Consider the following 20965-nt stretch of genomic DNA (forward strand, 5'->3'; position numbering starts at 1 on the left):
GGTCGACCAGGTGGGGAAATAGGCTTTAAACTATCACGTTTGCACCATTCGTTTACACACCAGAGACTGACTGAAAACATTTGAGAAGCATCTGCTTTTGAACCACCGGCTTGGACAAACTCAACTACCCGCTTACGAAGATCTAAACTATATGACATCCATTCCATAATCCAAACACTAATATAGTCAATAGTTTACTTAAATTGGATTTATTTTGGAACTACTATAAATAATTGATTCCTGTTACTGTACATGTTTGATGGTAGTTATGGAGAATCTGCTTAAGTATCACAAGCTTATCAACGACTATGATCTTGAACTTGTAGGTATATAACTCTTTTTGCAAGAGCGTTAAAGTCAAGGAAAATATTTCAATGTTTTTGTACTATAATTTTATACAAGAAACACATTTAGTTATGGGATATAAATGAAAAGTTATTCGCCTAGTACATTAAGTAAACTAGCCAATACAACTGTTAGGACATTACATCACTATGACAATGTCGGTTTATTAAAGCCAACATTTCGAAATGAAAAGGGTTATCGTGCTTATAGCGAATCTGACTTTGAGAAATTGCGCAAAATTGGATTATTAAAACTTTTCAGAACGCCGTTAAAAGATATGAATAAAGCACTATCCTCTTTTGGTCAAAAAAATAGTGAAATACTCCAGCTGCAAAAACGTAATATTGAAAAAGATAAACAACAGTTAATCCTCTCTAGTCACATGCTTATGTATATAGAGGAACAAGAAATTTTATCACAACCTGTTGACTGGGAGGTGCTTGATCAGATCAGATACTATTGCCTACAATCCAAGAATTTTCCATTGAATGATTGGCTTAACCTTTTTTTGACTAAGATTGAGCAAGAAGCATTTAAAGACCATCAAAAGAAGCTCGGAGAAAAAGGGCAAATAGAATACAGTCAAAAATGGACGGTTTTATTTAACCAGTTGCGTCTTCTTGATACGCCTGAAGACGCTGATTTTAATCGTCAAGAGTTTATTGCTCAATGGAGGGCTCTTGCAAATTTTGGGATGAAAGACTATCCATCTTTGTCATTAAAAACCTGGGCTTTAATGCGCACAATTGGCATTCCTAAAGCATGGATGCCATTTTATAATGAATACGCAATTACGCTGGCAAGACAATTATTAATCTCAAGATATTAGTAACTAAAATTTTCCAAATAAACTATTACGTAACGTCAAAGTCAAAATATTTATCTTAGTATATTTTTGGTACAAATATTTCGTCATAGATAGAAAACTACTATGCTAATTTTGTTATAAGTATTTTGCTTAATAACAAAAAAATCATTAAGGAACATAATGTAAAAGGAGATTTAACTGTATGAAAAAATCAAAGCTTATGTTAATAATATCAGCAAGTTTTATTAGCTTTGCCTCATTGCATGCGGAAGCTCGTCTGGTGGCTATGGATAGTCCTAACCGTGTTGCTGATCAATATATTGTTGTCTTAAAGTCACAACCTAGCGTTGGGTTTAGCAATAATGCACAATATATTAACAGCGTTGAAGCACAGATAACGCAGCATGGTGCTAAGGTATTAGACACATACCAGTACGCGTTGTCTGGTATGGCAATAACTGCAACTAAATCACAACTTCAAAATATCCAGCAAAATCCTGCAGTAGAATATATTGAATCCAATCAACGCTTTTCAATTAATGAAACGCAGCATAATCCTGATTGGGGGCTTGACCGTATTGATCAAAGGAACTTACCTTTGAACAATAAATACACATATGAAACATCAGGACAAGGTGTTTCTGTTTATGTTATAGATACTGGTATTAATGCTGAACATCAAGATTTCAAAAATCGTGTAGGTGTTGGCTATGATGCAGTTGATAAAGATAATACACCTCAGGACTGTCAGGGGCATGGCACTCATGTTGCGGGAACTGTTATGGGTACTGTGTATGGCGTCGCTAAAGGTGCTACTGTTCATGCAGTAAGAGTTCTAGGATGTGATGGCAGTGGAACAACAGCTGATATTATTGAAGGAATTGACTGGGTGATTAAAACACATCAAGGTCCATCTGTTGCAAATATGAGCTTAGGTGGTGGTATTTCTCCAGCACTAGATCAAGCAGTTGCTAGTGGCGTAAAAAGTGGTATCACTTTCGTTGTTGCTGCAGGTAATGATGATTATGATGCATGTGCGTACTCGCCTGCAAGATCAGACGTTGCTATCACTGTTGGTGCAACGAATCAATGGGATAATCGTGCAAGCTTTTCCAATTATGGGCAATGTGTTGATATATTTGCCCCCGGCGTTGATATTCGCTCAGACTCAAATACCGATAATAGCGGATCACTTGTTTTGAGTGGCACTTCAATGGCATCACCGCATGTTGCAGGTGTTGTTGCATTGTATTTGCAAGAATATCCAAAAGCTTCCCCGAAAGAAGTTGAAGCTTGGCTATTACAAAATGCAACCAAAGATGAAGTTATTAATCCTAATGGCTCTCCTAATCTTTTACTATATGCCGCCAAAGGAAGTAATCCGCCGCCACCGCCGCCAAGCAACTGTGAAGGCGTCAGTCAGTGGAATCAAAGGACAATCTATTGGGCTGGGGATCTTGTTGTTTACCGCAATAAAGAATATAGGTCATTAAGAAATCATCGTGGTGCCAACCCTAAGAACCCATATTATGGGTGGTATTATTGGAAATATATTAAGGACTGCACTACTAATAGTCTATAACTAATAGCTTTGCTGCATTAGAGCACCGGGGTTCCTTGGGGGATCTGTAATTTACAATGAGTATATGCTTTTAGGTATCAGTTGGACAAAGTAGATCCTCTTTAACTTCATGTTCTGTTTGCTCTTTCTCTACATGGCTATAAATTTGTGCATAGGCTTCGGTTGTGCATATGAATTTTCTAGCAATATTAATAATTTGCCCATTATAAAAAGGTAATATTTGAGTGGGCACTCCTATCGTGCGCATTAAGTCCCAGAACTTTCGAAATAACTGAGGAAATAAATAAATTTTTGACGCAATTAGAGCTTGTGCCCAATAATCTATGAGATATTGTTTATTTTTATGTAAATTACCGTAGTACTGAAATAACAAAATTTCAGCAAAAAGGTCACTCCATTTTTTCATTACCTTTTCCCTTACGCCTTTTCTTGCTAGTAGTTTCATATACTCTATGAATTGTTCTTGTTCAAAGGTCGTTAGAAAAGCGTCTATCCATTGATATTGATTGAAAGTTTGTTGTTTATTTTTATTGCTATGTTGGTACTCAACAATTTTATCCAGCATCAGCCAATTTATTTTAAGATCTAGTCTTTTTTGTTCTTCTAAGTAATGTAGCATATTCATTGCAAGATTTATAAAGTATTGATCTTGCTCTAGATGAAATTGTTGATTAAGTAAAATCTTAGCTGCAACGGGTGTTCTTTTATTAGCTAATAATTTTTTTATATCATTGAGTGAAATACGTATAAACTTGTATAAATTTATCTTATATAATTTCTTTAGGTCTATATCTGAGTAGAATCGATAGCCATTTTCGTTTCTATATGATGGCTTAAGCAAGTTGATTTTATCATAGTGGTGCAGTGTTCTAGGCGTAATATTTGCAAGCTCACTAATTTTCTTAGGTGAATATATCATATCTATATATCTCTTGTTGTAGACAATTCTATCGGATGAAATCATCACAAAATATATTAAGCGTATGTTTATTGAACGCTATGACGTCACGTCAGGGTCAATATATAATCATGAATTTATTCACAGCCGAATTGAATTAAATCAAAGCAGGCAGCAGAAAGGGTATGACGTAAGAGAACTTGTATACTTTAGATAAAATACTTCAGGATACTATATTATTTCGTCCTTCTACTTCGATAAGCAGATTACACCTATCTTGATAAAGAGATATTAAGGTTTAAGCCAAGTCATTTAGCAGATAGCACCATAAAGGTGTCAGAAGTGGGGTAGTAGTGGTTACTTCGCTTGATCAATAATTTCCTGTAACTCACCGTTTTCATGTAGCTCAAGAATAATATCACAGCCACCGACAAGCTCACCATTAACATAAAGCTGCGGGAATGTTGGCCAATTAGCATATTTTGGCAAAGTTGCACGAATTTCTGGATTTTCTAAAATATTAACAAATGCAAAAGGTTTGCCACATGCTTGAATGGCAGCAACAGCATGGGCTGAGAAACCGCATTGCGGCATTTTTGGTGTACCTTTCATATACAGCAGAATGCTATTGTCAGTAATTTGTGATTTTATCGTTTCGATTACTTTTGCTTCATCAAAATTATGATTTGTATGCATTATTGTTTCCTTATTATTGTCTTAACTTGAAAAGATGCAGGATTAGTATTATATTGCGCGTACATCATATATCAGTTTCTAAATTTCGGTCAACCAACAAGGAGCAAGAAATGTTTGAATTACCATCATTACCATACCCTAAAAATGCACTAGCACCAGTGATATCTGAGGAGACTATCGAGTATCACTATGGCAAGCATCATCAGGCGTATGTAACTAATTTAAATAACTTACTGAAAACAGATGAGTTTAAGTCTTTTGCTGGTAAGTCATTGGAAGAGGTGATTCTAACCTCAAAAGGTGGTGTATTTAACAACGCAGCACAAATCTGGAATCATACTTTTTATTGGAATTGCCTAACACCTAATGCTAAGGCAAAGCCACAAGGGAATTTACTACAAGCGATTGAGAAAAAATTTGGCAACTTTGATGCATTTAAAGAAGCATTTAGTAAAACAGCTGTAACTACTTTTGGTTCTGGCTGGGCATGGCTTGTCAAAACCAAAGAAGGTGAGCTTGAGCTGGTAAGTACAAGCAATGCAGCGTGCCCATTAACACAAGGCCACACGCCACTTTTAACTTGCGATGTGTGGGAGCATGCTTACTATATTGATTATCGTAATGCGCGTCCAAAATATGTCGAAGAGTTCTGGAGTATCATTAATTGGGACTTTGTTGCTAAGCAGTTTGCAAAGTAGATAGCTTAATTCAATTCGAAATATAAGTTTAAAAGTTGTAAGACTTGGCAAAATTAGAAAATTTCTATAGAATTGAGCGGCTTTTGAACTTTGGAGAATATGTATGGCACGTGTAACAGTAGAAGATTGTTTAGAGAAAATCGACAGTCGCTTTGAGTTAATTGTTTTAGCGTCAAAAAGAGCGCGATTCCTAAGCCTAAGTGGTCAAGACCCGCGTGTGGATTGGGATAATGATAAGACAACAGTTGTTGCTTTGCGTGAGATTGCTGATGGTAAAATAAACAAAGTAGAAATCCGTGCTGAACAGGAATATTAAAAAGATTAAGAAAAGTAAAAAATATTGATTTTAGGCGTTGACTTTGATTTTTTTAACCCTATAATCTCATCTCGTTCTCGGGTGCTTAGCTCAGCTGGGAGAGCATCGCCCTTACAAGGCGAGGGTCGGGGGTTCGAACCCCTCAGCACCCACCAGAGATTCAAAAGGCTTCCTATTCGGAGCCTTTTTTGTTTGTGTTACAGAATAGTGCTTGAGTTTTAAGCTTGTATCTGTGACAATAGCGCGGCTCTTTGCTGTTACCTTTGTGAAAGATACGTAATAGCTTATCGAGAGTACACTACGATAAACCGAAAGGAGTACAATATGAAACATTATGAAATCGTGTTTATGGTTCACCCTGATCAAAGCGATCAGCTACCAAACATGCTACAAAAATACCGTGAAATCGTTGAGTCTAGAGGGGGTAAAATCCACCGTTTAGAAGACTGGGGACGTCGTCAACTTGCTTACCCAATTGCTAAGCTTCACAAGGCGCATTACATTTTAATGAATATTGAATGTGATACCGAAGCATTGAACGAATTAAACGAATCATTCAGATATAATGATGCGATCTTACGTCGTTTGGTACTTAATCAAAGTGAAGCGATCACTGAGCCGTCAATTATGATGGCAAAAGATGAGAAAAAAGAAGTTAAAGAAACAAGCGAAGCCACTGAGTAAGGAGAGTAAAGATGCGTCCAAATCGTCGTCGTAAAGTATGTCGTTTTACCGTTGAAGGCGTTAAAGAGATCGATTACAAAGATTTAAATACATTGAAAGGTTATATCACTGAAACCGGTAAAATCGTTCCAAGTCGAATCACAGGTACATCAACTAAGTATCAACGTCAACTTGCTAATGCAATTAAAAGAGCAAGATTTTTAGCGTTAATCCCTTACTGTGATCGTCACTTTAACTAATCTTTAAGTTAAGAGGTCTTTGACAATGCAAGTTATTTTAAAAGAAAAAGTAGAAAACCTAGGTACGCTAGGAACTGTTGTAAATGTGAAGCCAGGTTATGCGCGCAACTACTTAGTGCCATATGGCAAGGCAGTTCAAGCAACTGAAGCAAACATCGCTGTTTTTGAAAAGCAAAAAGCAGAATTACAAAAATTAGAAGCTGAGCGTTTAACAACAGCTAAAGTAAAATCTGAGAAGATTTCAGGTCAAGTATTTACAATCAAAGCAGCTGCTGGTGATGGTGGTAAGTTATTTGGTTCTGTTGGTACAAAAGAAGTAGCTGATGCTATTGCTGCCGTGGGCGTTGAGGTTGAAAAACGTCACGTTCGCATGCCAGAAGGTATCATCCGTTCATTGGGTGAGTATGCGTTATCAGTACACTTACATTCAGATGTTGATGCTGACATCAAAGTGGTTATTATTGCTGAATAATTGCATAATTATCAGCTTATTACTATGATATTTAAAGCCGCATATTTTGCGGCTTTTTTGTTTTTCTTAACGGAGTAACTAATGCCCTGAATATGTTAATGTTTGCTTCAACTTAGCGCTCATCCTGCTGTCACCTGTTGTTTTTTGCAAATATATTCTGACAGAATAAAACAGCAGACTGTGCGCTAAGTCTCAATTAAATGCTAAAAATTCATGGATTTAGTTAATTTTGCAAGTACCTCTGTATAGTATTGTTTCTTAGTATGGTTAAATGATTCTATAACATTACTGAGCTAAGAAGTTAATTTATGAGTATTAAAATAAATTCACATAGTGCAGGAGCTATATTCTCAGAAATTGCTAAAAAATATAGTAAATATCGGGTAACTTATCCAGAAGAATTATATGATTACTTGAGTAATATTTGTTTTAGTAGAGGGTTAGCATGGGACTGCGCTACAGGGAATGGGCAAGTTGCTTATGACTTAAAAAAATACTTTAACAGAGTAATCGCAACGGATATTTCAGTTGAACAACTTAAATATGCAAAACTAGACCCTAAAATAGTTTATTATAATGCTTCCTGTGAAAATTCTTTAATTGAAGATAATTCTATCGATTTAGTAACAGTGGCATGTGCTGCTCATTGGTTCAACTTAGAAAAGTTCGAGCAAGAATGCTCTAGGGTCTGTAATGAAAAAGGAATAATGGCTCTTTGGTGGTTGTTAGGGTTTCCATATATAACAAAGGAGATTAATGCAATTATCAATACTTTTTATCAGGATGTCACCAGACCCTATTTTAATGAGATTGCAAGAAGGTATTTTGAAGAAGATTTCAAGGGGGTTGAGCTTAGCTTTAACCTAATCAGCCATAAAAAATTTAAATTAACTTTAAAGTGGAATTATTTTGACCTTATTGGCTACTTTTCTAGCATGTCATTTGTTCAAAATTATCTCAAATCAAATAAATATTCTCCCATACAGCTAATTGAAGATAAGCTTAAGAAAAATTGGGGTAATGATTTAACATTAAGAAAAGAGGTGTCTTTAGATATTTTAATGAAAACATATAGAAAATAATAGGCTCAATTAATGTTTAATAAGCACAATAACGTATTCAAAGACCTCATAGAGCAGAGATTTTGCTACCTGTTTTCTGATGGCAATACTTACCTAAGGTGCTTATAGCTTTAGTTGGCTGGTACAGTGTAAGTTAGAATTCTCTAATGTTGAGCATGTTCGCCAACACAATAGAAGAATAATAAGCAAAAGGAACTAGCAAAAGTTGACTCAATAGGGTTAGTAGATCGAATATGTTGCCAATTTTATTTTGGTAACTTTTAATTTGATTCAATTCCTAATCTGAAAGAGCGTTCAACAGTTTCTGATCAATGCTTTTAGGTATTGAGGAGACAATTTATTTAAAAATATATAGAGGATTGATAGACTTGAAAAATATATTACTTATAAATGGCAGTAAAAACTTTGGTCATTCTAAAGGGGAATTAAACAATTATTTAAGTGAAGTTTGTGAAAAACACTTAAATGACTTAGGTTTAAAAGTTAAAAAAACAATGATAGATAGTGGTTATGATATTAACAATGAAATTGATAAGATATTATGGTCTGATGTAATTATTTATCAGATGGCTGCATGGTGGATGGGTGTTCCTTGGATAGTTAAAAAATACATTGATGAAGTATTTACTATAGGACATGGAAAATTGTATTTAAGCGATGGGCGCAGTCGAGGCGATATTTCTAAAAAGTATGGCTCTGGTGGACTGCTTCATAGTAAAAAATATATGCTTTCTATCACGTGGAATGCTCCAGAAGAGGCTTTCCTAGATAAAGACCAGCTTTTTGAAGGAGTAGGCATTGATGGAGTCTATTTACCTGTGCATAAAGCCCATCAGTTTTTAGGGATGACAAGTCTTCCAACTTTCATGTGCAATGATGTGATGAAAAATCCAAGGATTGAAAGCGATGTATTAAGATATCGTAAACATCTTGATTCTGTTTTTAAGTTAGTAAGAGCATAAGAAATTTGTAAGGCTAGCACTTTTGCTTACTTTTGGGGCAATGCCAAAAGTAAGTCACATAGCTGTGAAACAGCGGTGAAGAAAAGTCTTAGATGACAGTTGTCCTTGATGCCTTCATGCTTATATATTTAATATACTCATATAACCAGCAAATGCTCAGCAGATCTTTGATATGCCCGCCACTGACGTGGCTGATGGCAGTGACTTTTTTCCCGCAAAAAAGTCACCAAAAAGCTCGCCCTACAAGTTTTGTTAACGCCAATCCTATGGGATTTTTGCAAACTCGTTGCACTCAAACATGCAAAAATCTAATCCATGGTATTGGGCGCAAAACTTTAATGGGCATCAAGCGCTCATCATAGGTGTTTATTTTACATTTGCTATGTCACATTGATAATGTATGTGATAAATGACATGGAAAGATTGCCATAACAAATTTTAGTTTTTAAAGCAGATAAGTGCGTAGCATTGTTTGAGTGTAACGAGTTTGCATAGCACCTGTTTTAAAAATGTTAAGAAATTTGTAAGGCTAGCACTTTTGCTTACTTTTGGGGCAATACCAAAAGTAAGTCACATAGCTGTGAAACAGCGGTGAAGAAAAGTACAAAATAAAAATCGTCAATTGCCTTTCATAAAAAATTCTTTAGAATGAGGTAACCTCGAACAACGTGAAATTTCAATGATTAATCATCGCGAGCAATTCAAGCATATTCAAAAAGTTTTACTATTGGGTTCTGGTGGAATCCGCATCTCACAAGCAGGTGAATTTGATTATTCCGGATCGCAAGCTATCAAGGCATTAAAAGAAGAAGGCATCAAAGTAATTTTGGTTAACCCCAATATTGCAACGATTCAAACAGACCCTGGGATGGCGGATGAAGTTTATTTTGAGCCTTTAGACTTAGCACATGTGACTAAAATTATTGAGAAAGAAAAACCCGATGCAATTATGCTAAGCTTCGGTGGGCAAACGGCATTAAACTTAGGACTTAAATTAGAAGAAAAAGGAATTTTAGCACTACATAATGTCAAAGTGCTCGGCAGTTCAGTACAAACGATCAAAGAAGCTGAAGATCGCGGGCTTTTCAAAGATAAATTAGATGAAATCAATGTTAAAACTGCCAAGAGTTTTGTGGCAACGACATTAAAAGACGCCATTACCTCTGCTCAAGAAATTGGTTTTCCATTGATGATGCGATCAGGTTTCTCACTAGGAGGATTAGGTTCAGGGATTGTTAGAACGGAAAGCGAGCTTAAACATCGCGTGACCGAAGTTTTAAATGCCACTTCACAAGTATTGATTGAAGAGTGTCTCTTGGGATGGAATGAGTTTGAATACGAGATTGTGCGCGATATGGCAGGTAATGTACTAACCGTGTGTAATATGGAAAACTTTGATCCGATGGGGATTCACACCGGTGAAAGTATTGTCGTCTCACCATCGCAATCGCTGAATAATGAAGAATATCATCGCTTACGCAAGATCGCGATTGATGTTGCTAATCACTTTGAGATTATCGGTGAGTGTAATATTCAATATGCATTTAATCTTGAGACTTCAGATTATCGTGTGATTGAGATTAATCCACGTCTGTCACGTTCATCAGCTTTGGCATCAAAAGCCACAGGATATCCACTAGCCTTTATCGCGGCAAAATTGATTTTAGGTTATAACCTGCATGAATTACAAAATGCGGTAACCAAGAAAACGTGCGCTTATTTTGAGCCAGCCCTTGATTATATTGTTGTTAAGATTCCACGTTGGGATACGCATAAACTCAAAAAAGCAGAGCGCTTTATCGGTACTGAAATGAAGTCAGTCGGTGAGGTGATGGCCATTGGGCGATCATTTCCTGAAGGATTACAAAAAGCTGTAGGCATGCTCAATATTGGTGCAGCAGATTTATCAGATTATCCTTTTGATATCCCTGATCTTGAGCTTGAGATTGAGCGTGCGACTGACCGACGTATCTTCGCACTACATCGCTTTTTTGTGCAAGGTGGTGATATTGAGAAAGCCTATCAGTTATCAAAGATCGATAAGTGGTTCTTAAACCATATGCATACTATTGCTGAAATGGAAAATCGCTTAAAGAATTTAAATAATCCATTAACTAAAGAGTTATTAAAAGAAGCGAAAAAGCTTGGCTTCTCTGACAAGTCAATTGCACGTTTTCGTGAGATGGATGTGCAAGCTTTGCGCGCTTGGCGTATTTCGCAAGGTATTGTGCCCTATGTCAAACAAATTGATACGTTGGCAGGTGAGTTTGAAGCGGAGACGAATTATCTATATATGACGTATCATGGGATTGAGCATGACGTAAAGCCATCGGAGATTAAGGCAAGCTTAATTATTGGTTCAGGTCCTTATAGTATCGGCTCATCAGTTGAGTTTGATTGGTGTGGTGTGACCACAGCGCATACGCTAAAGAAACTTGGTGAGTCGCCAATTATTATTAACTCAAACCCTGAAACGGTATCAACAGATTATGATGAATCTGATCGTTTGTATTTTGAACAACTAACGTTTGAACGCGTGCAGGATATTGCTGATTTTGAAAACTTAAAAGGCATTGTCGTTTCCGTTGGTGGGCAGATTGCCAATAACTTGGTCGTACCATTGGCAAGAGCGGGTTATCCCATCTTAGGTACCTCACCACAGAATATCAACAAAGCAGAGAATCGTGCAATTTTCTCAACGATGTTAAATGATTTAAGCGTTGATCAACCACAATGGCAATCAGTGACAACACTTGAAAAAGCCAAAGAGTTTGCAGATAAAGTTAGTTATCCGATTTTGGTGCGCCCATCGTATGTGTTATCAGGGGCGGCGATGAATGTGATTTATTCAGAAGATGCGCTTGAGCAATACTTGGCAGAAGCGACCTCTGTATCACCTGAGCATCCTGTGGTGATTTCTGATTTTATCAACAATGCTAAAGAACTTGAGATGGATGGTGTAGCCGAGAATGGTGAAATCGTCATTTATGCGATTTCTGAGCATGTTGAGAATGCTGGCGTTCATTCAGGTGATGCCACGATTGTATTACCACCGCAAAACCTATATCTTGAGACGATTCGTCGTGCTAAACGTATCACCAAGAAGATTGTCAAAGCCTTAAATATTTCAGGGCCTTTCAATATTCAATTTATCGCTAAAGATAATAATCTTAAAGTAATTGAATGTAATTTGCGTGCTTCAAGGTCTTTTCCGTTTGTCTCAAAAGTCACAGGGCACAACTTTATTGAAATTGCGACTGAAGTGATTATGGGTAAATATCAAAAGAAACGTTATAACACACTCGATCTAGATTATGTTGGGGTTAAAACTTCACAATTTTCGTATAACCGTTTAAAGGGTGCGAACCCTGTGGCACACGTTGAGATGTCATCCACAGGTGAAGTTGGATGTATTGGTTATGATCTATTAGATGCATTTTATAAGTCATGGCAGGCGACTGAGATGTTTGTCAAACGCAAGAAGATACTGTTATCAATTGGTGGTGATAAGAAGGTTAAACTCATGCCTGAAATCAAGCGTTTATATGAACAAGGCTGGGAGATATATACGACAACAGGCACGCACCAGTATTTGAATGATCTTGGTATTGAAACCAAATTAACCCACAAGATCAGTGAGTCAGAAGCGCCAAATGTTGAAACAGTAATTGCCGATCATTGTGTTGATTTGATTATCAATATTCCGCGTCGTCAGCAACATGTCAGTGATGATAATGTTTCTGATGGCTTTAAGATTCGGCGCCTTGCGGTTGATCATCATATTCCACTGATTACCAATTTGCAGATCGCTGAATTGACGTTGCGCTCATTAGCTGAATTGCATGATGCGCCTATTCATGTCAAATCATGGCGAGAATTTATGGAGACTCGTGCTTGATTACATTACAAAATATCTCATTACAGCGCGGCTTAAAGATATTGTTTGATAATGTGAGCTTCGCGATTTATGATAAGCAAAAAATTGGTCTTGTCGGTGCCAATGGTGCTGGAAAGACCTCGTTATTTATGCTATTAGCGCAAGGTTTGCAAGCCGATCAAGGTGCACTTGAAATTGCTAAAGGCACGCGAATTGTTACCGTCAAACAAGAAGTGGATGACTTAGAGGCTTCTGTTATTGATTATGTTATGCAGGGCAATGCTGAATTACATCAATTAAAGCTGGCAATGGCAAAGGCATTAGCTGATGAAGCCTATGAAGAGCATGCACGATTGCATGCTGATTTTGAAGTATTAGGTGGTTACCAACTAGAATCACAAGCAGCTCAACTGTTAGATGGCTTAGGCTTTGAGCCACAGCAGTTGCATGCGCCAGTGAAATCCCTCTCTGGAGGGTGGCGTATTCGCTTAAATTTGGCGCAAGCTTTATTACAACAAGCAGAAATCTTGCTACTAGATGAGCCAACAAACCACTTGGATTTAGATGCAGTGATGTGGCTTGAGCGTTATTTGCAAAATTACCAAGGCGCTGTTGTGCTTATCTCACATGATCGAATTTTTCTAGATAATGTGGTTGGGCGTGTTTTATATATTGAAAATAAAGGCATTGATAGTTATACCGGTAACTACTCATCTTTTGAAAAGCAATATCATGAAAAGCGACTTTTACAACAAAAAGCACATGTCAAACAACAGCAAAAAATCGCGCATTTAGAGAGCTTTGTCAATCGCTTTAAAGCCAAAGCGTCTAAGGCAAAGCAGGCGCAATCACGCGTTAAAATGCTTGAAAAAATGCAGCGTATCGAAGCCGTACATGACAAGCAAAGTTTCAGTTTTAGTTTTGCTGAGAATGTCAAAATGCCAACAGGCAGCTTATTAACACTGGAAGATGGTGTATTAGGTTATGGTGATAAGGTGATTCTAAGTGGCCTTAATACCATGATTTTACCCGAGATGCGTATCGGTCTTTTGGGTAAAAATGGCGCTGGTAAATCAACCTTTGTCAAAGGACTAGTCGGGGACTTACCCTTATTACAAGGCGAATTTAAAAAACACCCTGATCTAAAGATTGGCTACTTTGCGCAGCATTCATTAGATGCGCTTGATTTTAATGCTTCTGCTTTAACACATATGAAGCGTTTAGATGCGAAAGTGACTGATGAACAGGCGCGTAAATTTCTCGGGCGATTTAACTTTAGCAATGAAATGGCATTATCTGCAGTCGGTGGTTTCTCAGGGGGTGAAAAGGCGCGTTTAGCATTGGCATTAATCGTTTATCAAAAGCCTAATTTTCTGCTATTAGATGAACCAACAAACCATTTAGATATTGAAGTGCGTGAAGCCTTGGCTTATGCGATGCAATCTTTTGATGGTGCTTTGGTATTGATATCGCATGATCGTTACTTACTGGAAAGTACCGTGGATGAATATTGGCTAGTAGATCAGGGTCAGGTCAGTGCTTTTGATGGTGACTTAACAGACTATTATCAATATGTGCTTGAGCAAAAGAAAAAAGATAAGCAAAAAGTGACTTCTGAAGCTATAGATAATAAAGCTTCAAAAATAACAGATATATCAAAAGCACAAGAGACACCAAAAAATAAAAAAGAATCACGACAGCAGCGTGCGCAGTTGCAGGCAAAGTTAAAGCCACTTATGGATAAAATTAAAAAAACTGAAAAGGAAATGTCAACGTTACAAGCACAAAAGGAAGCATTTGATATCAAGCTTCAGGATGAAGCCATTTATCAAGATAAAACGCAATTAAATGAAGTGCTTAAAGCACATCAACAAACGCAAATGGAGCTTGAAGAAAAAGAATTAACTTGGCTTGAGTTAAATGCGCAGCTGGAAAATGAAAGTTCAAACGGTGACTTGTAATTTGCTTCTTTTACTGAAAAACTATTATTTTGTCCTTATCTGGATTATAACCCATGAAACTAAACAATTACGCTGTTATTAAGTCATTTTCTATTATTGTGATATGTGGTGCGCTAGTAGCATTATGTTTACCGGATATCTTCACGCCATTGAAAGCACTTATTCCTTTATTTCTAGGGATTATCATGTTTTTGGTTGGTATTAATGTGACACTAAAAAACATGCAGCAAATTATCAAAATAAAGGGACGTTTTGTGGTGATGATCGTGTTGAAGTCGTTTGTTATCGCGCTGATTGCTTACATGATCGGCAGAATACTTCAGTTAGATAGCTATGCATTAATTGGTCTTGTAATTGTGGGTGCCTGCCCTGGCGGGACGGCGTCTAATGTAATGTCATTATTATCCAAAGCAAATCTCGCATTAACTGTTAGCCTTACTTTGGTAACAACACTATTAGCGCCCATTGTTATGCCATCGATATTGTATTTATTTTTGCATAAAACAGTAACGATTCCTTGGGTTGGTATTTTGACAACTACTTTCATGATTGTTGTATTACCAATACTGGCAGGTATTTTGTTTCAACGCTATGTAGCATTAAAGCCACATACTTTAAACAGAGTTTCATTGCTTGCTATTATAACGATTGTTATCGTTGTCATGATTGTTGTAGCACTCAATAAAGAGGCGTTATTTCACGTTTCTTTAAAACTATGTGTTGCCGTTGTATTGTTACATATCTTAGCATCGGCTGTGGGCTATCTTTTAGGAAAATTATTAAACTTGGATCACCAAAGTGCGTTGGCATTGTTATTTGAATTTAGTATTCTTGATGTTGGTTTAGGTATCGTTATTGCCATTTTGTTTTTTGGTAAATTAGCAGCTATTGCAGGGACATTATATGCCGTGTGGCAAAATATTGCAGGGCCTATATTGGTAAGTTTGTTATCCGGTGTTAAACAGAATCAAATGGCTGAAACAGTAAGCAAATTCTCATAAGTAACTTCAGTATTAAGAATGAATGTGCGTTACTATAATTATTTAATGGAAATATGCACTTGCAGCATTCGATGCATTAAGTTTAATCTAACATGTAGATAAATTACGCAATAAGAAAGGATGTTATTTATTTTTAGAATGAGCATAATGATTATGCTTGTATTGGCTTGATTACATGACCAGATTCAGTAAAATTTCTTCGTCTTACATGTAGATTAAATACATGTATAAAGGAGTGTGTTTTGTTGAAAGAGGGAAAACATGAGAAAAATATATAAATTATCATTTTTGGCAGTCACTTTTGCTGTGGCATGCCGTCTTGAGGCGGCAGGCTTTCAGGTCAATGAAAATAGTGCTTATTTACAAGGGATGGCAATGGCAGGAAGTGCAGCAAGTCCAGACGATGTCAGTAGTATCTTTAATAATCCAGCCAACTTAGGTTTTGTTAAAGATAGTAGTGTTTACATTAGCGGTAGTTATATCTTACCCAGTGTGACAATGACCGGTGCGCAAGCAAGTCATGGTGTGCATTACAGTACAATCCCCTTTGCAGATGATCCGGTATCTGGCGCATCATCACAAAATAGTGTGGTTAAGGGTGCGCTCGTCCCTAACCTATATGGAGCATGGCGTATTAATGATCGATTAGCTGCGGGTGTTTCCTTAACAGTGCCATGGGGAATGACTACAAATTATGATGATAATTCTGTCGTGCGTTATGCTGCACAGACAACCTCTATTGAGGTGGTTAATTTAACACCTGAAATTGCATTTAATATTATTCCGGAGATCTCGATTGCTGCAGGCTTACAGATCCAATATGCCAGTGCAGAGTTTTCAAACTATGATGGTGAGTTAGCTGCACCTACAGATCAAGCGACCGATATTCGTGGTAATGGTTGGGGGGTTGGTGGAATCTTTGGTGTGATGTTTCACCCAACGAAAGCGACTTATTTGGGCTTGAGTTATCGCACATCTGTTAAAATGAATATCGATGGGCGTGGGAACCAATATTTAGTACCAGGCGGGATTACCCCACCTATACCAGGCTTTCCCTATAACAGTCATATTTCCGATGCATCAACCTCTTTTAGAACCCCTGGGGTGATTAACTTTGGTCTTACTCAGGATATCACACAAAAATGGCAGGTCAGAGGTACTGTACAATATACGATGTGGAGCACACTAGATAAGCTGACTATTGACATGCCAGGGGCTTATGCAACATCGTCAAGTATACACCTAGGTTGGAAAAATAGCTGGTTATTCTCATTAGGTACTGATTATAAGATTACCCCGCATTGGTCGGTCAGAACAGGTGTAGCCTATGACCAAACACCAACAGTGTCAGAAACAAGAGATGCACGAATGCCAGATAGTAACCGTATCTGGGTGACATTAGGTGGTACGTATCACGTTAATAATCATTTCTCCATTGATGCAGTTTATGAACATATTTTCATGCTAAATCAAAGTATCAATGTCACTGAATATAGTGGTTCAAATACAAATGTTCCAAATATTGAACAAAATAAGGTATCAGCAGATTATCGAGGCTTTGCTGATATTATTGGTTTGGCACTTAGATATAAATTCTAATTACAGGGAAGAAAAGGGAAGAAAGATGATGAACATGAAATTTTCGCAGTATAACAAAGCATGGAAAATCAGTGTACTAACAGCAGCAGTATTGTTATCTGCTTGTGGCGGCGGGGGCGGTGATAGCTCTGGTGTCATTATTAGCTCGCCGACTGATAACGTGATTCATGCTGATATTAATCAAAGTAATCAAAAAGATTTCACCGTCAGTGTTGGAGATCAAAACATTGGTGCAGTCGGTCAGTCAAATACTTATCCAGTGACAGTAAAACAATCCAATCCAAGTGCAGGATTTACTGTTAATCTTGGGACATGCGCACAAGCCATTAGTAATGGTCAAAGTTGTCAGTTTAGTTTAAGCTATGCGCCAACGACTGACGCGCAATACAACCAACAGGATGTCTTAACCATCAGTGTCGGAAGCGTAACACAAACGATCAAGGTAAAAGGTACCAAGGGGCAGGATTTTGTTGTATTTGGCGATAGTTTATCGGATGCTGGGGTGCAGGATCAATTAGCTATCAGAGTTAATTTTTTTCATAAAGCCTGGCATACTCCGGCATGGCCAACCATTCCAAATACCAGTGATAATAAAGAAGCCACTTACACTACGCCAGGTGGCCATGTTTGGGCGACTGTTTTGGGTAATTTAGTTGGTCAATCCCCAGCGTTAAGTAAGCCAAATAATATAAATTATATGGATCCGATGCATGGTATTCTTCCAACAGAATCTGCAAGTCTAAATGGCAATAACTATGCTCAAGGAGGCGCAACGACAACGTGTGAAGGAATAGGTTTAATTATTCACATTCGTGGCAAAACTTATCCAATATATGTTCCAGCGCCAATTGGACCAATCCCAACTGTAGATGGGACTGTACATGGCAAGCCTCTTTATAGTTGTCCGCAAGACCCAGATGTCCCTCAGTCAGCTGAAATTGAAAAATATAATCAAATAGATAGCTACTTAAGCCAGAATGGTAATAACGCAGATCCTGATAAAGTGTATATTCTATGGGGTGGCGCTAATAATTTATTCCTTGAAATCCAAAAACAACCAAAGCCATCAAAAAACGAAGTTACACAAACCATGATACAAGCTGCGGGCGATATTAGTTATGATGTCAAATATCTTGCAGATCATGGTGCTACAAAGTTTGTTGTATTGCTGTTGCCAAATATTGGATTAACTCCGTTGGCAGGAAAGATTAAACAGCGAGAACCTTTAGAGAAAGCATCTATTGCTTACAATACAGCATTGAGTAATATGCTAGGTATGTTACAAAGACAAGATAAAAATATTAAAATTGTAACGATTGATGTGTTTAATTTAATGAATGATATGGTGAAAGACAAGGAGATGTCAGCACTAGGTAAGACATATTATTTTGGTGATGTACAGCAGGCTGCATGTCCACAGAACGACTCATTAAAGGCTAGTCCATTTGCAGCACTTACCAAGTCAGCATTATTTTGTACACCACAAGTAGACCAAACATATCTATTTGAAGATACGGTGCATCCAACCGCAGAAACGCATCAACTGATTGCGGCAAAAATAGCTAAAGCGATGGAGGCTTTTGATTAATTCACGGCTAAGACTAAATATTAACCCATAAGTGCTCACCGTACCCTGAGCGTAAGTCGAATCGATGCACTGAGCATCAGTCGAAGTGGGTGAGCTTGGGAAAATCACACTTCATAGAGGCTTCGACTTACGCTCAGCCAACGCTTACAACATCAAAGTGGGCAGTAATATGGTCATAGCCTAATTCACTAATGGAAAAACATATTTTGATGAATTTAATTCATCAAAATATATAAAAAATGAATTTTATCTATCATTAAGTCTTTGCTATCGTTGAGCTTTGTTTTGATTAATTGAAACATCCCATGAAGTTAAGCCATATCGACATTATTATTGCTGATAGCTCACATTGCCATTTTGCCGGTGCCATTGCCAGGCAGATTGAAGAAAGTGCTAAGCAAAGAAAAACGGGTATTGCCAAGCGCAGTGTCAGTTATTTGCAAGAAAAAATACGTTCTCAGCACGCTGTTATTGCTATTGACCGCTTACTTAACAAAATTGTAGGCTTTTGTTATATCGAGTCATGGCAAGATAAGTCTTATGTTTCTAATTCAGGCTTAATCGTTTTCCCAGAGTATCGCAATTTAGGCTTATCCAAAGCCTTAAAGTCAAAAGCATTCCTGTTAGCGCGAGCGTATTATCCAAACGCCAAGATTTTTGGACTGACGACCAACCCACAAGTGATGCGCATTAATTATGAGTTGGGTTATGAACCGGCTGCATTTACTGGCTTAACAACTGATAAGACTTTTTGGCAGGGGTGCATGAGTTGCGTAAATTTCCCGATTTTACAAGCCAAAGAGTATCAAAACTGTCTATGCACGGGGATGCTTTATGATCCGGTGAGAAAACAAATAGAGCGAAAAGAACAACAAGAACAACAAAATATATTACAAAATCAACAAGATAAGCAAAGTCACAAAAGGAAACAACAAATGAAGGTAATCGTCGCGTTTAGTGGAGGTTTGGATACGAGCTTTTGTGTTAAGTATTTACAGCAAGAGCATGGTTTAGAAGTACATACAGTAACCGTTAATACCGGTGGCTTTAGTTTAGTTGAGTTGGCACAGATTGAACGCAGGGCTTACCAATTGGGGGCGAAAACACATCAAAGTATTGATGTAACGAAAGACTTTTATCAGGAATGTGTTAAGTTCTTGATTTTTGCTAATGCGCTTAAGAATAACTGCTATCCTTTATCTGTCAGTGCTGAGCGTGCTTTTCAGGCAATGACGATTGCTAAGGTGGCAAAGACGATGGGTATTACAAAAATTGCGCATGGCTGCACGGGCGCTGGTAATGATCAAGTGCGTTTTGATCTGATGTTTCATATACTGTGTCCGGAAGCCCAAATTATCACACCGATTCGTGATTTGAAATTATCACGCGCTGCAACTCAAGCATATTTAATTGAAGCTGGTGTGAGTTGTAGTGAAAGTAGCAAAAATTATTCGATTAATAAAGGCTTATGGGGTACCTCTGTCGGCGGTGTTGAGACCTTAAGTTCACACTTATACTTAAAAGATGAGGCTTGGCCAACTAAGGTGACCAAAACAGAAGATCTAGAAGAAATACTAAAAATTACATTTCTCAAAGGTGAGCCGATCGCATTAAATGATGAATTGTCAAACTGTATTCAGGTAATCCAAAAGCTTAATGATCTTGCCAGTCAATATGGTATTGGCCGTGATATTCATGTAGGTGATACCATTATCAATATCAAAGGGCGTGTCGGTTTTGAAGCGCCTGCACCTTTGATACTCATAAAGGCGCATTATTTATTGGAAAAACATGTGTTAACCAAAATGCAGCTTAAGATTAAATCAAGTTTAAGTGATACCTATGCTGAGATGGTGCATGAAGGCCAGTTCCTGGATCCAGCGGTACGCGATATTGAGGCACTACTTTTATCCACGCAGGAAAAGGTGACAGGTGATGTATTTGTTAAGCTTTATCCACTGCATTTTGTAGTATTGGGTGTGCAATCCAAGCATGACTTAATGCAGGCGCAAAATGCCAAATATGGTGAAGAGAATACAAGTTTCAGTGGTGATGATGTCAAAGGATTTACTAAAGTGATGAGCACACAACTTGCCGCTTATTATCAACTACAAAATAAAGACAACACAATCAAAACAACAGTGGTGACGGAATAAA

18 protein-coding genes and 1 tRNA gene are annotated in these 20965 nt (G+C 37.5%); 16 read left to right on the forward strand and 3 right to left on the reverse strand.

Features of this window, described 5'->3' with window-relative positions:
• A partial coding sequence (locus DNK85_RS12400; RefSeq protein WP_407919668.1) for an IS630 transposase-related protein occupies positions 1–167 on the reverse strand: 167 nt, incomplete at its 3' end.
• Between the two features lie 260 nt (positions 168–427).
• Between DNK85_RS12400 and DNK85_RS07550 the strand changes: the two genes are divergently transcribed.
• Both DNK85_RS07550 and DNK85_RS07555 read left to right on the forward strand, forming a co-directional pair.
• Complete coding sequence (locus DNK85_RS07550; RefSeq protein WP_119328975.1) at positions 428–1174, forward strand: MerR family transcriptional regulator; 747 nt, start codon at positions 428–430, stop codon at positions 1172–1174.
• A 181-nt stretch (positions 1175–1355) separates the two neighbouring features.
• Positions 1356–2735 carry a S8 family peptidase gene (locus DNK85_RS07555; RefSeq protein WP_119328976.1) on the forward strand — a complete coding sequence of 460 codons (1380 nt, stop codon included), beginning with the start codon at positions 1356–1358 and terminating at the stop codon, positions 2733–2735.
• Between the two features lie 70 nt (positions 2736–2805).
• On the opposite strand, the gene DNK85_RS07560 is transcribed toward DNK85_RS07555, so the two are convergent.
• Together DNK85_RS07560 and grxD are read right to left on the reverse strand one after the other, a co-directional pair.
• On the reverse strand, positions 2806–3654 hold the full coding sequence (locus DNK85_RS07560; protein ID WP_162896595.1) for a MerR family transcriptional regulator: 849 nt from the start codon (positions 3652–3654) through the stop codon (positions 2806–2808).
• 336 nt (positions 3655–3990) lie between these two features.
• Positions 3991–4329, reverse strand: a complete 339-nt coding sequence (grxD, locus tag DNK85_RS07565; RefSeq protein ID WP_119328978.1) for a Grx4 family monothiol glutaredoxin — start codon at positions 4327–4329, stop codon at positions 3991–3993.
• A 110-nt stretch (positions 4330–4439) separates the two neighbouring features.
• On the opposite strand from grxD, the gene DNK85_RS07570 reads away from it, so the two are divergent.
• From DNK85_RS07570 to argG, 14 genes are all read left to right on the forward strand, one after another.
• Positions 4440–5027, forward strand: a complete 588-nt coding sequence (locus DNK85_RS07570; protein ID WP_119328979.1) for a superoxide dismutase — start codon at positions 4440–4442, stop codon at positions 5025–5027.
• 103 nt (positions 5028–5130) lie between these two features.
• Positions 5131–5343 (forward strand): DNA-directed RNA polymerase subunit omega, encoded by a 213-nt coding sequence (gene rpoZ / locus DNK85_RS07575; RefSeq protein ID WP_119328980.1) that lies wholly within the window; start codon positions 5131–5133, stop codon positions 5341–5343.
• A 79-nt stretch (positions 5344–5422) separates the two neighbouring features.
• A tRNA-Val gene (locus DNK85_RS07580) sits at positions 5423–5498 on the forward strand.
• A 169-nt stretch (positions 5499–5667) separates the two neighbouring features.
• Positions 5668–6027, forward strand: coding sequence for a 30S ribosomal protein S6 (gene rpsF / locus DNK85_RS07585; protein ID WP_119328981.1), 360 nt, complete (start codon positions 5668–5670; stop codon positions 6025–6027).
• 11 nt (positions 6028–6038) lie between these two features.
• Entirely contained in the window at positions 6039–6266 is a 228-nt protein-coding gene (gene rpsR, locus DNK85_RS07590; RefSeq protein ID WP_119328982.1) for a 30S ribosomal protein S18, read from the forward strand.
• Between the two features lie 25 nt (positions 6267–6291).
• A complete protein-coding gene (rplI, locus tag DNK85_RS07595; protein WP_119328983.1) occupies positions 6292–6738 on the forward strand; it encodes a 50S ribosomal protein L9 in 447 nt (148 codons plus the stop codon).
• 308 nt (positions 6739–7046) lie between these two features.
• Positions 7047–7820, forward strand: a complete 774-nt coding sequence (locus DNK85_RS07600) for a class I SAM-dependent methyltransferase (protein ID WP_119328984.1) — start codon at positions 7047–7049, stop codon at positions 7818–7820.
• A gap of 368 nt (positions 7821–8188) precedes the next feature.
• Entirely contained in the window at positions 8189–8782 is a 594-nt protein-coding gene (locus DNK85_RS07605; protein WP_119329004.1) for an NAD(P)H-dependent oxidoreductase, read from the forward strand.
• Positions 8783–9461: 679 nt separating this feature from the next.
• A complete protein-coding gene (carB, locus tag DNK85_RS07610; RefSeq protein ID WP_119328985.1) occupies positions 9462–12680 on the forward strand; it encodes a carbamoyl-phosphate synthase (glutamine-hydrolyzing) large subunit in 3219 nt (1072 codons plus the stop codon).
• A complete protein-coding gene (locus DNK85_RS07615; protein WP_119328986.1) occupies positions 12677–14620 on the forward strand; it encodes an ABC-F family ATP-binding cassette domain-containing protein in 1944 nt (647 codons plus the stop codon). Before carB ends, DNK85_RS07615 begins: the two co-directional genes overlap by 4 nt.
• 53 nt (positions 14621–14673) lie before the next feature.
• On the forward strand, positions 14674–15621 hold the full coding sequence (locus tag DNK85_RS07620) for a bile acid:sodium symporter family protein (protein WP_119328987.1): 948 nt from the start codon (positions 14674–14676) through the stop codon (positions 15619–15621).
• A gap of 261 nt (positions 15622–15882) precedes the next feature.
• Positions 15883–17220: an OmpP1/FadL family transporter gene (locus DNK85_RS07625; protein ID WP_119328988.1), complete on the forward strand. Its 1338-nt coding sequence runs from the start codon at positions 15883–15885 to the stop codon at positions 17218–17220.
• 25 nt (positions 17221–17245) lie between these two features.
• Positions 17246–18808 (forward strand): SGNH/GDSL hydrolase family protein, encoded by a 1563-nt coding sequence (locus tag DNK85_RS07630; protein ID WP_162896596.1) that lies wholly within the window; start codon positions 17246–17248, stop codon positions 18806–18808.
• 305 nt (positions 18809–19113) lie between these two features.
• Positions 19114–20964, forward strand: a complete 1851-nt coding sequence (gene argG / locus DNK85_RS07635; RefSeq protein ID WP_119328990.1) for an argininosuccinate synthase — start codon at positions 19114–19116, stop codon at positions 20962–20964.
• Position 20965: the final 1 nt, after the last annotated feature.

The organism is Cysteiniphilum halobium (assembly GCF_003574425.1).
Taxonomy (GTDB): domain Bacteria; phylum Pseudomonadota; class Gammaproteobacteria; order Francisellales; family Francisellaceae; genus Caedibacter; species Caedibacter halobius.

What these genes read in the sequence shown, in the direction of transcription:
- DNK85_RS07550 (WP_119328975.1), top strand. Translation starts at nt 428, where the DNA reads ATGAAAAGTTATTCGCCTAGTACATTAAGTAAACTAGCCAATACAACT.
- DNK85_RS07555 (WP_119328976.1), top strand. Translation starts at nt 1,356, where the DNA reads ATGAAAAAATCAAAGCTTATGTTAATAATATCAGCAAGTTTTATTAGC.
- DNK85_RS07560 (WP_162896595.1), bottom strand. Translation starts at nt 3,654, where the DNA reads ATGATATATTCACCTAAGAAAATTAGTGAGCTTGCAAATATTACGCCT.
- grxD (WP_119328978.1), bottom strand. Translation starts at nt 4,329, where the DNA reads ATGCATACAAATCATAATTTTGATGAAGCAAAAGTAATCGAAACGATA.
- DNK85_RS07570 (WP_119328979.1), top strand. Translation starts at nt 4,440, where the DNA reads ATGTTTGAATTACCATCATTACCATACCCTAAAAATGCACTAGCACCA.
- rpoZ (WP_119328980.1), top strand. Translation starts at nt 5,131, where the DNA reads ATGGCACGTGTAACAGTAGAAGATTGTTTAGAGAAAATCGACAGTCGC.
- rpsF (WP_119328981.1), top strand. Translation starts at nt 5,668, where the DNA reads ATGAAACATTATGAAATCGTGTTTATGGTTCACCCTGATCAAAGCGAT.
- rpsR (WP_119328982.1), top strand. Translation starts at nt 6,039, where the DNA reads ATGCGTCCAAATCGTCGTCGTAAAGTATGTCGTTTTACCGTTGAAGGC.
- rplI (WP_119328983.1), top strand. Translation starts at nt 6,292, where the DNA reads ATGCAAGTTATTTTAAAAGAAAAAGTAGAAAACCTAGGTACGCTAGGA.
- DNK85_RS07600 (WP_119328984.1), top strand. Translation starts at nt 7,047, where the DNA reads ATGAGTATTAAAATAAATTCACATAGTGCAGGAGCTATATTCTCAGAA.
- carB (WP_119328985.1), top strand. Translation starts at nt 9,462, where the DNA reads ATGATTAATCATCGCGAGCAATTCAAGCATATTCAAAAAGTTTTACTA.
- DNK85_RS07620 (WP_119328987.1), top strand. Translation starts at nt 14,674, where the DNA reads ATGAAACTAAACAATTACGCTGTTATTAAGTCATTTTCTATTATTGTG.
- DNK85_RS07625 (WP_119328988.1), top strand. Translation starts at nt 15,883, where the DNA reads ATGAGAAAAATATATAAATTATCATTTTTGGCAGTCACTTTTGCTGTG.
- DNK85_RS07630 (WP_162896596.1), top strand. Translation starts at nt 17,246, where the DNA reads ATGATGAACATGAAATTTTCGCAGTATAACAAAGCATGGAAAATCAGT.
- argG (WP_119328990.1), top strand. Translation starts at nt 19,114, where the DNA reads ATGAAGTTAAGCCATATCGACATTATTATTGCTGATAGCTCACATTGC.